The 13,833-nt window shown below is 68.3% G+C and carries 9 protein-coding genes and 1 pseudogene; 5 read left to right on the forward strand and 5 right to left on the reverse strand.

What is annotated here, in order from left to right; translation table 11 throughout:
* Window positions 1-103: 103 nt before the first annotated feature.
* Genes AC2W7C_RS05370 through AC2W7C_RS05380 form a run of 3 tightly spaced genes read right to left on the reverse strand, consistent with a single transcriptional unit; the run spans window position 104 to window position 3,677 of the window.
* The gene (locus AC2W7C_RS05370) at window positions 104-727 is read right to left on the reverse strand and encodes an MFS transporter (RefSeq protein WP_486000517.1); all 624 of its coding nucleotides are present in this window, start codon (window positions 725-727) and stop codon (window positions 104-106) included.
* Window positions 724-1,542, reverse strand: a complete 819-nt coding sequence (locus AC2W7C_RS05375) for an MFS transporter (protein ID WP_486000518.1) — start codon at window positions 1,540-1,542, stop codon at window positions 724-726. Before AC2W7C_RS05375 ends, AC2W7C_RS05370 begins: the two co-directional genes overlap by 4 nt.
* A gap of 56 nt (window positions 1,543-1,598) precedes the next feature.
* Complete coding sequence (locus AC2W7C_RS05380) at window positions 1,599-3,677, reverse strand: glycoside hydrolase family 97 protein (protein WP_486000519.1); 2,079 nt, start codon at window positions 3,675-3,677, stop codon at window positions 1,599-1,601.
* 62 nt (window positions 3,678-3,739) lie between these two features.
* Between AC2W7C_RS05380 and AC2W7C_RS05385 the strand changes: the two genes are divergently transcribed.
* The gene (locus AC2W7C_RS05385) at window positions 3,740-4,795 is read left to right on the forward strand and encodes a LacI family DNA-binding transcriptional regulator (protein ID WP_486000525.1); all 1,056 of its coding nucleotides are present in this window, start codon (window positions 3,740-3,742) and stop codon (window positions 4,793-4,795) included.
* Window positions 4,796-4,797: 2 nt separating this feature from the next.
* Here AC2W7C_RS05385 and AC2W7C_RS05390 read toward each other — a convergent pair.
* Together AC2W7C_RS05390 and AC2W7C_RS05395 are read right to left on the reverse strand one after the other, a co-directional pair.
* Window positions 4,798-6,427, reverse strand: a pseudogene (locus AC2W7C_RS05390) (alpha-amylase family glycosyl hydrolase).
* 2 nt (window positions 6,428-6,429) lie between these two features.
* Complete coding sequence (locus AC2W7C_RS05395) at window positions 6,430-8,103, reverse strand: alpha-amylase family glycosyl hydrolase (protein ID WP_486000520.1); 1,674 nt, start codon at window positions 8,101-8,103, stop codon at window positions 6,430-6,432.
* A gap of 429 nt (window positions 8,104-8,532) precedes the next feature.
* Here AC2W7C_RS05395 and AC2W7C_RS05400 point away from each other — a divergent pair, with 429 nt between their 5' ends.
* The 4 genes from AC2W7C_RS05400 (at window position 8,533) to AC2W7C_RS05415 (ending at window position 13,561) form a co-directional block, all read left to right on the forward strand.
* Window positions 8,533-9,594, forward strand: a complete 1,062-nt coding sequence (locus tag AC2W7C_RS05400) for a TonB-dependent receptor plug domain-containing protein (protein WP_486000521.1) — start codon at window positions 8,533-8,535, stop codon at window positions 9,592-9,594.
* Entirely contained in the window at window positions 9,579-11,372 is a 1,794-nt protein-coding gene (locus AC2W7C_RS05405; protein ID WP_486000522.1) for a TonB-dependent receptor, read from the forward strand. Before AC2W7C_RS05400 ends, AC2W7C_RS05405 begins: the two co-directional genes overlap by 16 nt.
* A gap of 220 nt (window positions 11,373-11,592) precedes the next feature.
* Window positions 11,593-12,894, forward strand: coding sequence for a sugar MFS transporter (locus AC2W7C_RS05410; RefSeq protein ID WP_486000523.1), 1,302 nt, complete (start codon window positions 11,593-11,595; stop codon window positions 12,892-12,894).
* Between the two features lie 100 nt (window positions 12,895-12,994).
* Window positions 12,995-13,561, forward strand: coding sequence for a hypothetical protein (locus tag AC2W7C_RS05415; protein ID WP_486000524.1), 567 nt, complete (start codon window positions 12,995-12,997; stop codon window positions 13,559-13,561).
* Window positions 13,562-13,833: the final 272 nt, after the last annotated feature.

The following is a 13,833-nucleotide window of genomic DNA, read 5'->3' on the forward strand; positions in this document are numbered from 1 at the left end:
TGGAGGGGATTGGAGCGGGCGCAGTCCCGGCGCCCCCTCCACCATCCTTCGCCCTGCGGCTGCGGATGGCTCCCCCCTCCCCCGCCGGGGGAGGAAACCGGGCTCATGCGTTCTCCTCCGGAACCAGCAGGCTGGCCCCCGCCGCGATCAGGAAGCTGACCCCGCCGATGACCAGGGCCCAGATCGCCTGATCGGCGAACAGACCCTTCAGGATCGCTCCCAGCAGAGTGGCGGCGACCAGTTGGGGAACCACGATGAAGATGTTGAAGACCCCCATGTAGACGCCCATCTTCCGGCCCGGCACGGCGTTCGACAGGATGGCGTAGGGCAGGGAGACGATCGAGGCCCAGGCGAAGCCGACACCGATCGCCGGCAGCCAGAGCAGCGCCGGATCGCGGATCAGGAAGACACCGAGCAAGCCCGCCGCGCCGAGAGTCAGATTGATCGCGTGGGCGCCGCGCAGGCCGGTCCGCGCCGCCAGCATCGGGATCAGGAAGGCGGCGAGCGCGGCCACGCCGTTGTAGATTCCCATCAGCACCCCAACCCAGTCGGCGCCTGCCGCATACTCCGCCGATGCGGGGTCGGGCGACGCATAGTGCACGGCGGTGACCGCGGGGGTCATGTAGATCCACATCGAGAACAGGGCGAACCAGCTGAAGAACTGGACCACGGCCAGGCCGCGCATCGTCCGGGGCATGGCGAAGGCGTCGTCCAGAATCTGGGTCACGCCGTTCGACGCGCCTCGCGCTTGAGCCAGGCCGCCGCCAGCTGCAGCAGGCCGAACCCGGCGATCAGACCGGCGAGGACGTACAGCTCCTTGGCCAGGCCCAGGCCGCGGACCACGGCGAACAGCGGCAGGCCGACCGCCAGCCAGGGCAGGGCCGCGATCGCGTAGGCGCGGGCCGGACGCCCGTCGACCGACGCGTCCTCGCGGGCGGGCTCGAAGGCCTCGAGCTGTTCGGGGCTGTATTCGCGGGTGGTGAAGACGGTCCAGAGGACCGCCGCCAGCATAGCCGCGGCGCCGACGTAGAAGGCGATGCGCACGCTCAGGGGAACGACGCCGTCGGGCGCGGTGGAGGCGACGTCGAACCAGTTCGACAGCATCCACGGCAGGCACGAGGCGAAGACCGCCCCGGCGCCGATGAAGAAGCTCTGCATCGCATAGCCGGTGGCGCGCTGTTCCTGAGGCAGGTTGTCGCCGACGAAGGCGCGGAACGGCTCCATGGTGACGTTGATGGAGGCGTCCATGATCCACAGCATCGAGGCCGCGACCCAGAGGTAAGGCGAATGCGGCATGACCAGCAGCGCCAGAGTCGTGAGGATCGCGCCGACCAGAAAGTAGGGACGGCGGCGGCCGAGCGGCGTCCAGGTGCGGTCGCTGAAGTGGCCGATGATGGGCTGCACCAGGAGGCCGGTGAGCGGCGCGGCGATCCACAGGATGGCCAGCGAATCCACCTCGGCGCCCAGGGTCTGGAAAATCCGGCTGGTGTTGGCGTTCTGCAGGCCGAAGCCGATCTGGATGCCGAAGAAAGCCGACGCCACATGTTCCAGATGGCGAGGGGGGGCTCAGGCGGGGCGGTGGGGGGCGAGCGCGGTGGTCACCGGCGCGCCCTTCCGATCGGCACGAAGCGGATCGCCTGCCCGCCGCCCGGGGCGAGGCGCAGGGGCAGGACGTCAGTTGAGCCGACCTCGCGCTGTTCGATGACGATGTCCTCGCGTCTGCCCTTCCAGTCGGCTTCGGGGCCGTCGCGATAAATCTCCGCCCGATAGCGGCGGCCGGCGTCGAGGAAGCCCAGCGGCGCGCTCAGCCCCCGGGGCTCCTCGTCGGTGACGGCGCCGAGGCACCAGACGTCGGAGTTGCGGTCCTTGCGGACGGTGACGACGTAGTCGCCGATCTCGCCGCTGAGAATCCGGGTCTCGGCCCAGTCGACCGGCACGTCCTTGATGAACTGGAACGGGCCCGGATTGGCTTCGTAGTTCTCCAGCAAGTCGGCGGCCATCTGGATGGGGCTGTAGATGGTCACGTACAGCGCCAGCTGCTTGGCCCAGGTGGTGGCGATGCCGTCCGGGCTGCGGGTGCGCATGCCGAAGACGCCCGGGGTGTAGTCCATCGGTCCGGCCAGCAGGCGGGTGAAGACCAGGTTGGCTTCATGTTCTGGCGGATTGCCCGGCTGGCCCCAGGCGCTGAACTCCATGCCGCGCGCGCCCTCGCGGCTGATCATGTTGGGATAGGTGCGGCGCAGGCCCGTGTCCTTGAACGGCTCGTGGGCGTTCACCGCCACCTGATACTTCGCCGCCGTCTGAACCACGCGCAGGTGGTGCTGGGCCATCGGCTGGCTTTCGTGCCAGGCCAGCCGGGGCTGGCCGTCCGGGCCCGCGACACGCGCGCCGCCGGCGTCGGCGACATAGCCCGTCTTCACCGAATGCCAGCCGAAGCGCCGCATCTGGGCGAAGGCGGCGTCCAGCTGCTTGTCGTAGTGATAGGCGTTCCCGCCGGTCTCATGATGGCCGATGATCTCCACGCCCTTGGACCGGGCGTAGGCTGCGACGCGCTCGATGTCGAAGTCGGGATAGGCCTGGGTGAAGCTGTAGTCCCAGCCGGTCCCGAACCAGTCGCCGTCCCAGCCGACGTTCCAGCCCTCGATCAGCACCCCGCCGAAGCCGTGCTTGGCCGCGAAGTCGATGTGCTTGATGGCGTTCTCGGTGGTGGCGCCGTGCTTGGGGCCCGAGTTCCAGGTCTTCAGGTCCAGGTGCATCTCCCACCAGACGCCGACGTATTTCATCGGCTTGAACCAGCTGACGTCGCCCAGCGCGTTTGCCTCGTTCAGGTTCAGGATCAGGCTGGATTCCACGAGATCGCCCGCGCGGTCGGCGATCTGCAAGGTCCGCCAGGGCGTTGCGAAAGGCGCGGTCCGCTCGACCGCCGCGTTCGACAAGCCTGGCGTCAGCGCCGCCTTGAACCGGCCGCCTTCGACCCGGCGCAGGTTCATACCCGAATAGTCGACCAGCGCCGCCTCGTGGATCGAGACGTGCAGGCCGTCCTCGGTGCGCACCGTCAGCGGGGTCTGGGCCACCCCCACCTGATCGATGCGGGTGCGGTTGTAGAGGTACTCCTCGCGGTTCCATTCGAAGGCCGGAATCCACCAGGCCGTGCCGGGATCGACGAGGGCGAACTCGGTCAGCTCTTCGCCGATCTTCACCGCCGTCAGATCGGGCTGCTCGGGGAACTCGTAACGGAAGCCCAGGCCGTCGTCGTACAGCCGGAAGACCACGTCGATCCGCCTGCGCAGCCCACCTTTCTCGGTCAGGTGGACGCGCAGCTGGGTGTAGCGGTTGCGGATGAACCGGCGCTCGCCCCAAGGCTGCTCCCAGGTATCGTCATGCTGGGTGGGGGCGTCGGCCGTGACGGCGAAATTGCGCTCCAGCTTGGGGCCGTCGGTCAGGATGAAGCCGAGGCGCGACGGCGCCACGACCGGCCGGCCCAACCGTGAGACCGAATACTCCGGGCGGCCCTCGCCGGTCACCCCGACCTCCACCGTCAGCACGCCGTCGGGCGACGAGGCGCGCGCCTGGCCGGTCGAACCCGCCGGCGCCTGGGCCACGTCCTGCGCCAGCGTCGCCGTCGGCAGGGCCGCCACCAGGGCGGTGGTCGAGATCAGCAGGCGGCGGGTCAGCATGGGAATACGCTCCATCGAACGGGACTTGCCAAGCGCGGGGGAGGCGGCGCAGAACAAGCAAGATTTGCAGCAAATTTTGCAGGTCTCAGCCTAGCCGGAGCCGTGACGTGAGCCGCCGAAACACCCGCCTGGAGGATCTGGCGAAGATGGCCGGCGTGTCGATCTCCACGGCGTCGCGAGCCCTGAACGACAGCCCGGCGGTGAACGCGCGGACCAAGCAGCTGATCTGGAAGCTGGCGCGCGAGCACGACTATCCGTTCCGCCGCTACATGCCGTCCGGTCCGGTCGGCGCCGACGGGGTCATCGCCCTGGTCACGCCCCGGCCGCAAGGTCGCGAGGGGCGGCTGAGCGATCCCTTCTTCCTGGAGCTTCTGGCCGGCGTCGGCGAGGCGGCGCGCGAGCGGGGCTGCGACGTGATCATGAGCCATTTCGCCCCGACGTCGTACGACGACCTGTCGGCGGCGATGAACACTCGCGCGGACGGGGTGATCTTCCTGGGCCAGTCGTTCCTGCACCAGAGCCTGAACCGCCTGGCCGAGACCGACGGCCGGTTCGTGGTCTGGGGCGCGGAGCTGCCGGATCAATTGTACTGCTCCGTCGGGTCCGACAATCTGGCGGGCGGTCGCCGGGCGACCCGGCACCTGGCGCGGCTGGGCCGCAAGCGCATCGTCTTCCTGGGCGACCTGGATCCGCCCGAGGCCATGCAGCGGCATCGCGGATACCTGGAAGCGCTGGAGCAGACCGGGCTGGGGGTGGACCCCGACCTGATCATGGAGGCCCATTTCGAAGTCGAGTCCGCCGAGGCGTCCGTGGACGGCCTGATCCGGCGCGGCGTGAAGTTCGACGGCATCGTCTGCGCGTCCGACCAGATCGCCCTGGGCGCGGTGCGCTCCTTGCTGCACGCCGGACTGCGCGTGCCCGAGGACGTGTCGGTGATCGGCTTCGACAACGTGCCCTTCAGCCGCTATGCGCGCCCCGCTCTGTCCACCATCGCCCAGGACACGATGAAGGCCGGGCGCCTTCTGGTGTCCAAGCTGATCGACAACCCCGGCGACGCGGTCGGCCGATCGGAACGCATCCCCACCGACCTGATCGTGCGCGAGAGCTGCGGGGGCTGACGTCATCCGGGCTCGCCCGTGAGGACCATTCCCGCGAGGGGCGGCACGGCCCCGGCGGATCCGGCCTCGACGTTGACCGATTCCAGCAGTCGCCAACCGGCGGGTGGCGTCCATGGAACGGCCGTGTGGCCCAGGTTGAAGACGCACAGCAGGCGCTCGACGCCCAAGGTGCGCTCGAAGCAAACCACGTCGGCCGGGCTGTCGATCATCCGCATGTCGCCGCGCATGAGCGCCGGCCGTCCTTTGCGCAGGGCGATCAGGCGGCGGGTCAGATGCAGCATGGAGTTGGGGTCGACTTCCTGCTGATCGACCGCCAGGGCGGCGTGCCGGGCGTCCAGCGGCAACCAGGGTTCGACGGTGGAGAAGCCGGCGTAGGGACGGTCGGCGCCCAGGGCATGGGGGTGCGGGCGCCGTCTCGGCCCAAGGTCTGGGGCCAGTTGGCGATCGCTCGGGATCGACCAGCCGGTCGAACGGCACCTCGCCCTGAGGCAGACCCAACTCCTCGCCGTAGTAGACGAAGACGTTTCCGCGCAGGCACATCAGCAACAGCATCGCCATACGGGCGACCGCGTCCAGGTCGCGGCCCTCGGCCCAGCGTGAGATGGCGCGCGGGGCGTCATGGTTGGAGAACGTCCAGGACGGCCAGCCCTGGCCCTGACGGCCGTCCCAGGTGTCGGTGGCCATGTGCAGCATGTCGTGCTTCAGGGCGGGGGCGTAGAGGTAGAGGAAGCCGTAGGCGCTGTTCAGCCGGTCGTCGCCGGCGGTGAAGGCCTGCATCTCGCGCTCGGCGTGGTCGCCACCCACCTCGGCCACGCTGAAGCGGCCGCCGTAGCTGTCGGTCAGCGCCCGGATGCGCTTCAGGAAGTCGACGATCTCGGGCTGGCTCTGGTTGTGCACCTTGTCCTGGAAGTCGAAGGGGCGCGTCCGCCGCCCGCCCGCCGGCAGGGGCGGATTGTCGGTCAGCTTCGGGTCGTGCATCGAGAAGTTGATGGCGTCGAAGCGGAAGCCGTCGACGCCCCTGTCCAGCCAGAAGCGGGCGGCGTCCAGAAGCGCGTCCTGGACGACCGGATTATGCACGTTCAGCTGTGGCTGCTCGGGCAGGAAGTTATGCATGTAGTACTGGCCGCGGCGGGCGTCCCAGGTCCATGCGGGGCCGCCGAACACGGATTGCCAGTTCGACGGCGGCGAGCCGTCCGGCTTGGCGTCGGCCCAGACGAACCAGTCGGCCTTGGGGTTGGTCCGCGACTGGCGGCTTTCGGTGAACCAGGGGTGCTCGTCCGAGGTGTGGGAGAAGACCAGGTCGGTGATGATCCGCAGACCCAGGCGATGGGCCTTGTCGATCAGGGCGTCGAAGTCGGCCAGGGTCCCGAAGATGGGATCGACGTCGCAGTAGTCGGCGACGTCGTAGCCGAAGTCCTTCATCGGCGAGGTGAAGAAGGGGCTGAGCCAGACCGCGTCCACGCCCAGCGAGGCGATGTGCTCCAGATGGTCCGTGATCCCCTTCAGGTCGCCGACGCCGTCGCCGTTCGAGTCGGCGAAGCTGCGCGGATAGACTTGATAGATGATCGCCCCGCGCCACCATTCGGCGGCGTCGGCGTGCGGGGCGGAAGACTCGAGAATCTGGACGGTCACGCTCAGCCTTCGGATACGCAGACAAGATAGCCCAGGGCGGGCACGGAGACGGAAAGGGCGCCGGGGGCGGCGGCCGCGGACGGGCACTGGCCGAGCAGGGGACGCCATGCGACGGACCGGATCTCCACCGGAACGTTGACGTCGCGCGCCTCGGTCGAGGTGTTGAACACCACAAGCGTCTCGCCGTCATCATCCAGCCGTGACAGCGCCAGGATCCCCGGCGTCTGATCCGCGATCCGAACGGCGACGCGACCGTGGCGCAGCCGGCGGTCGGAGGCGCGGACCCGGGTCATCTCGGCGATGCGACGGTACAGGTCCGCATTGGTGTCGAACGATCCGGACGCGGTGCCGACGCGGCGATCGTCGGCGTAGGAGGCGACCCGGGTCTGGAACATGTCCTGGCGCGAGCGGCGGTCGTCGCCGTCGCCGGTGAAGCCCTGCTCGTCGCCGTAGTAGATGACCGGCACGCCGCGTCCGAGCAGGACCAGGGCGTGGGCGAGGGTCGAGCGGGCCAGAAGCTCGGCGTCCGAGATGTCGGGCTTTTCCTTCAGGATCAGGTGGCCGATGCGGCCCATGTCGTGGTTGCCGGTGAAGGTCGGCAGCCGGCGGGCGGTCCCCACGCCCCCGGCGTAGATGGCGTCCTCCATAAGCAGATAGCCCATGGAGTCCGGATGGCCCGCGCCAGTGACCATGTTCTGGACAACACGCTGATAGGCGAAATCCAGCACGGTCGGCAGGCCGTCGACGACGGTGTGCATGGCCGCCGTGCCGCTCTGGAAGTCGTAGGTCTCGCCGAAGATGTGGAAGTTCGGAATGCCCCTGGCCCGGGCGCGCTCCAGGATGGCGGGCACGAAGGCCTGCCAGAACTCCGGGTTCACATGGCGGGCGGTGTCGATGCGATAGCCGTCGATCCCATAGTCGTCGATCCAGCTTCCATAGATGTCGATGAAGCCCTGGATCACCCGGGGGTGTTCGGTGAACAGGTCGTCCAGGCCTGCAAAGTCGCCGTCCATGCGGGCCTCGCTGTACCAGGCGCTGTTGCCTCGGTTGTGATAGAGGCCGACGTCATTCAGCCAGGCTGGCGCCTTGACGTCCTCCTCGCCCTCGGGCGCGTAGGGGGTGTAGGCGTAGTCGGGCCGGGTCAGGGCGGCGAAGTCGCTTCCGGGCTCGCCGCTGAAACCGGGGTTGATCGCCTCCCCCTGAAGACCGCCACGGCGCTGGTAGGGATAGTCGCCCTTCCAGCGGTAGCCGCAATCGTTGGCCGGGCATTCCCGGTATCGGATGACGTCCGCCGTGTGGTTGATGACGATGTCCAGGTAGACCTTCATTCCGCGCATGTGGGCGGCGTCGACCAGCATCCGGAAGTCCTCGTTGGTCCCGAAATGCGGATCCACCCGGGTGAAGTCGGTGATCCAGTAGCCGTGGTAGGCCGCGCTCTCGTGGCCCGGCGGACCTTGGACGGGCTTGTTCGTGAACACCGGCGCGATCCACAGGGCGGTGACGCCGAGGCCCTGGAGGTAGTCCAGCCTGTCCGTCAGGCCTTGCAGGTCGCCGCCGTGGTAGAAGCCGGGATCGGCGGGGTCGTAGCCGGTTTGCAGCCGGTCGCCTTGAAGGCCGCCGTGGTCGTTGCCGGGATCGCCGTTGGCGAACCGGTCGGGCAGCAGGAAGTAGATCACCTCGTCCTCGGGGGGGCGATCCCGTAGCGCTTGAAGGGTGGTCGCCGCCTCCTGCGCGCCAGCCGGGCCAGCGAGGGCGGCAAGGGATGCCGAGAATGCGAGCGCGCGAGCGGCGCAGGCCAGCTTCAGCCTTCCTATCATCCTGGCATCCTCCGAGGCGTCCGGCGACGACGTGGTCGACGGATCAGTTTGCAAGATTTTGCAGCGGAGCGGGCGTCTGTCAATCCAGTTACTGGCGAAGCCGAAATTGCGGCAGTAGCAGGAGAATCGCCCTTGTGCAGCGCAATATGGCAAGGTTCGGCGTCACATTCTCGCCACGCATCATCTCGGTACGTTGATTGTCGGCTTGCAAGCTTGCCAGAAGTTTGCATAACTTTGCGATAACGCCGGACGCTTCGACAGAAAGCGCCGGTTCCAGGGAGGACTGAGATGAGAAGCCCACTCAACCGGCGCGCGCGCCTTCTGGGCGGAGTCGCCTTCGGCGCCGCCGCCCTTCTGAGTTTCGCCGGCGCGGCTTCGGCCCAGACGGCGCCGGACCCTCAGGACGAAGCGACCGATATCGGCGAAGTCGTCGTCACCGGCATCCGGTCCTCGATCGAAAGCTCGATCGCGTCCAAGCGCACCAACAGCTCGATCGTCGAGGTCGTGACCGCCGAGGACATCGGCAAGCTGCCAGACGTCTCGATCGCCGAATCCCTGGCGCGTCTGCCGGGCCTGACCGCCCAGCGCCTGGATGGGCGCGGCCAGGTCATTTCGATCCGCGGCCTGTCGCCCGACTTCACCACCGCCCTGCTGAACGGGCGCGAGCAGGTCTCGGCCGGCGACAACCGCGGCGTCGAGTTCGACCAGTATCCGTCGGAGTTGCTGGGCAGCGTGCTGGTCTACAAGACCCCCGACGCGGCCTTGATCGGCCAGGGCCTGGCGGGCACCGCGGATCTGCGCACCATCCGACCGCTGGAATACGGCCGCCAGACGATCGCGCTCAACGCGCGCTACGAGTGGAACGACTACGGCGCGCTGAACTCGGGCACCGAGGACACCGGCCAGCGCTTCTCGGTCAGCTATATCGACCAGTTCATGGACGGCCGGCTGGGCCTCGTCCTGGGCTACGCCCACATGTCGACGCCGTACCAGGCCGAGCGTTTCAACGCCTGGGGCTATCCCACAATCGACATCAACGACGACCGCTACGGCATGGGGCCGGCCGGCGCGCGCACGCCGCGGCCCGGCTACGAGGACGAGGTCGGCAGCCTGGTGGTCGGCGGGGCCAAGCCCTACGTGCAATCCAGCGAACTGGTGCGCGACGGCTATATGGCGACGGTCGAGTTCCGCCCGAACGACCGCTGGCATTCGACGTTCGACGCCTTCTACTCCGAGTTCGACAACACCCAGATTCTGCGCGGCGTCGAGTTTCCGCTGGCCTGGGGCGGCGCGCCGGCGCCAGGCCCGCGCCCCTGCTGCGGCCGGACGCGACCGTGGTGGACGGCCTGATCGTGGCCGGCACCTGGGACAATGTGAAGGGCGTGGTCCGCAACGACGGCAACCGCCGCACCGCCGAACTGACCTCGATCGGCTGGAACAACCAGTTCCAGGTCACCGACAACTGGTCCGCGACCCTGGACCTCAGCTACTCCAAGGCCGACCGCACCGATACGGTTCTGGAGACCAACGCCGGCACGGGCCGCAACGAGCTCGGCGTCACCGACAGCTTGACGTTCCGCACGACGCCCGAGGGCACGACCTTCTCCAGCCTGCTGGATTACTCCGATCCGACGCTGATCTTGCTGACCAGCGCCCAGGGCTGGGGCGGCGGCGTCTATCCCGCCGGGATCGAAGGCGGCCAGGACGGCTTCATCAACAGCCCTTCGACGGTAGATGAACTGTATTCGGCGCGGGGCGAGTTCGCCCGCGACATCGACACCGGCGGGCCGTTCAGCCGGATCGCCTTCGGTTTCAACTACACCAGCCGCGAAAAGGAGCTGACGCTCGAGCGCTACTATCTGGCGCTGGACGCCAACCGCGCCGACCCGCTGCACCGCACCAGCGTTCCGGTCCCCAGCCAGTTCCTGCTCGAGCCGACCCAGCTGGACTTCCTCGGCATCGGGCCGGTGATCAGTTACGACCCGTTCGCCTTGGTGGAGAGCGGCATCTACACCCTCCTGGCGCCGCAGGACGACAATCTTCTGGCCTTCGGCTGGTCGGTCGAGGAGACGGTGATCACCTCCTACTGGAAGGCGGACATCGATTCCCAAATCGCCGGCATGCCGGTGACCGGCAACATGGGCTTCCAGGTCGTCTACACCGAGCAAAGCTCGGACGGCCGGGCCGCGTCCGGCAACCCGGCGACCCCGGTGCCGGTGACTGGCGGCGACGAGTACACCGAACTGCTGCCCAGCTTGAATCTGAACTTCCAGGTGCGCGACGACCTGTACGTCCGCTTTGGCCTGGCCCGCGAGCTGGCCCGTCCGCGGATGGACCAGATGCGCGCCTCCATCAACATCGACTACGACGCCGGCCGCGCAGGCAGCACCAACGTCAACCAGTCGCCGTGGGGCGGTAGCGGCGGGAACCCAAGGCTGCGCCCGTGGATCGCCAACGCCGCCGACATCTCGATCGAGAAGTATTTCGGCCGCCGCGGATACGTCTCGCTGGCGCTCTTCTACAAGGACCTGGAAAGCTACATCTACGATCAGCAGACGCTGACGGACTTCACCGGCTATCCCTACACCGGGCCTGCGCCCACGCTGCGCCAGGGCTTCCTGTCGACGCCGCAGAACGGCGAGGGGGGCACGCTCTCGGGCGTCGAGTTCGCGGTGTCGGTGCCGTTCGACATCCTGTGGGCTCCGCTGGAAGGTTTCGGCGCGACGTTCAGCGCCTCCTACACGGACAGCGACATCATCCCGAACCCGGGCAACCCGTCCCAGCCGCTGCCGGGCCTGTCGGAGAAGGTCGCCAACCTGACCCTGTACTATGAACGCGACGGCCTGCAGGCGCGGATCTCGAACCGCTACCGGTCCGAGTTCCTGGGCGAGCTGTCGGGCGTGGGCACCGACCGCATCCAGCGGATGGTGGACGCGGAATCGGTGGTCGACGCCCAGGTCGGCTACGAGTTCCAGTCGGGACCGCTGGAAGGCCTGTCGGTATTGGCCCAGGTCAACAATCTGACCGACGAGCAGTTCAAGACCTTCGAGAGCAACGACGCCCGCCGGGTCATCGACTACCAGCAGTACGGCCGGACCTTCCTGGTCGGCGTGAACTACCGCTACTGATCCGCCCCCGACCGGTCAGCGGTGCAGAGAGGGCCGTTCCGGGCAACCGGGACGGCTCTTCTTTTTTGGGACGCTACCGCTCGCCGCGCGGCGGCTCGCTGCTTGAGTGCGGCGAGGCACTTTTGGTTACGGATTTCCTCAAACCGCTGGACGCGGCCGTCCACGGATGAAACCAAAGAGACGAGCAGGCCGCGCGTGGGACGCGGCCATGGGGAGTGAGATGACCGATACGCAAAGCGCGCCGCGCAAGGGCCCCGGCGCCCAGACTGGCCTGGCCTTCGCCTATGTGACCACCCTGTTCTTCGCCTGGGGCTTCGCCACCTCGCTGATCGACCCGTTGATCGCGGCGGTGCGCAAGGTGTTCGACCTGACCACGGCCGAGGCGATGCTGACGGCCTCCGCCTGGTTCATCGCCTATGCCGTGTTCTCGGTGCCGGCCGCCGCCGTGCTGGGCAAGCTCGGCTACAGCCGATCGATCATCTCGGCCCTGGCCGTGATGGTGCTGGGCTGCCTGCTGGTGCCGCTGGCGACGATCGTGGACTGGTATCCCGGCGTGCTGATCGCCCTGTTCGTCATCGCGTCGGGCGTGACCCTGCTGCAGGTCGCGGCGAACCCGCTGGTGGCCGTGCTGGGCTCGCCGAAGGGCTCGCACGCGCGCCTGAACTTCTCGCAGTTCTTCAACTCCCTGGGCACCACGATCGGGCCATACCTGGGATCGACCGTGCTGCTGACCGGGGGCGTGTTCGCCGCCGGAGCCGTCGTCACCGCGGCGACGCGGGACGAGTCCCTGCGCAGCATCGACTTCGCCTTTCTCGCCCTGGGCGCCTTCTTCGCGGTGGTGGCCTTCTTCATCTTCACCGCCCGAAAGAAGATCAACGCCGCGGCCGCCGGCGCCGAGGACGGAGGCGTCTCCTCTCCGCTGAAGGCGTTTGGATCGCGGTGGGCGATCTTCGGCGCCCTGGCCATCTTCATCTACGTGGGTTCGGAAGTGACGATCGGCGGCCTGCTGACCAACTTCCTGCACAGCCCGACCGTCCTGAACATTCCCGAGGCCGACGCGGGCCGCATGGTCAGCCTGTACTGGGGCGGAGCCATGGTGGGCCGTCTGATCGGCGCCCTGCTGCTGACCAGGGTGCGGGCCGGGGTGCTGCTGACGGTCAACACCACCATCGCGGCTGTCCTGTGCCTGGTCGTCACCCAGACGACCGGCGAGACGGCCGCCTATGCGGCGATCGCGGTGGGCTTCTTCAACTCGATCATGTTCCCCACGATCTTCACCCTGACGCTGGAGCGGTCCACCGCGCCGGTCTCGGCGACGTCGGGCCTGCTGTGCACCGCCATCGTCGGCGGAGCGGTCCTGCCCTATATCGCCGGGCGCCTGGTCGATGATGTGGCGCTGGTCTTCAACCCCGCCTTCTACGTGCCGCTGGCGGGCTATCTGTTGCTGACCGTGTTCGCCATCGCCTGCGCCCGGTCGCGGGCCCGCGAAGGCGACGTGGTCGCGGCCCCCGCGCCGCACTGATCGTCTCGAAGGAAGGAATGCAGGGCCGTCGGGACAACCCCGGCGGCCTTTGCGCATTCCGGAACGGGGCCTCTAGAGTGGCCCCTCACCGGAGACGCCCATGATCCGCGCCCTGTGCCGCGCCCTGATTTCCGCCCTGCTGCTGAGCCTGGTCGCCGGCCAGGCCTGGGCGGCCGTGACGGTGACCTTCTACGCCCATCCCGGCGCCCGGGTGCGAGGCGGATATCTTCTGTTCCCGCACGCCTATGTGCAGGCGACCGGCGTGCTGGACGATACGGGCGAGGTGGTGAACTGGGCCGCCGGCTTCACCGCGAGGAATCCAGGGCCGCAACTTCTGTTCGCGCGCGGGGCGGGCGTCGTGCAGGAGCCGGACGCTCGCTACGTCGGCGAGGGAAGGCCCTATCTGCGGTTGACGGTGACGGACGCCGCCTATCGCGCCATCCGCGCCCGGGCGGACTGGTGGGGCGGGCCCGAGGGATCGACCTACGACCTGCACCGGCGCAATTGCATCACCTTCATCGCCGATCTGGCGCGACTGGCTGGCCTGGAAACCGCGCCGGAGCCCTCCAAGAAGCCTGGCAGTTTCCTTGAAGCGACCGCCGTGCTGAATCCTGCGGCGGCGTGGCGCGACGAGGTCTTGAGCGCAGAGCCGACGGCGCCCCGGTAGCGCGTGGAACCGCGGCCAGAGCGGCGGCGAGTCCATTGCCAGAGCGGTTGCATCGCCGTTAGAGTTCACGCGGGGGCCGAACAGGCTGGGGTGCTGTCTTGAAGAATTTGCGCTTGATGAAGGCCTTGGTCCCGGCGATGGCCTTGGCGGCTGCCCTTCCGCTGGCTGCGTGCGGCGGGGGAGGCGGCGGTGGCGGCAGTGGCGGTGTTGTCACGCCGATTCCTCCGCCGCCACCTCCTCCTCCTCCTCCTCCTCCTCCTCCGCCTCCGCCT

It is taken from the genome of Brevundimonas sp. CURTG3B2_SDJG (assembly GCF_057364705.1).

Bases quoted from the DNA above. Each gene is read 5' to 3' on its own strand.
- AC2W7C_RS05410 (WP_486000523.1), top strand. From the start codon at position 11,593: ATGACCGATACGCAAAGCGCGCCGCGCAAGGGCCCCGGCGCCCAGACT.
- AC2W7C_RS05380 (WP_486000519.1), bottom strand. From the start codon at position 3,677: ATGCTGACCCGCCGCCTGCTGATCTCGACCACCGCCCTGGTGGCGGCC.
- AC2W7C_RS05415 (WP_486000524.1), top strand. From the start codon at position 12,995: ATGATCCGCGCCCTGTGCCGCGCCCTGATTTCCGCCCTGCTGCTGAGC.
- AC2W7C_RS05400 (WP_486000521.1), top strand. From the start codon at position 8,533: ATGAGAAGCCCACTCAACCGGCGCGCGCGCCTTCTGGGCGGAGTCGCC.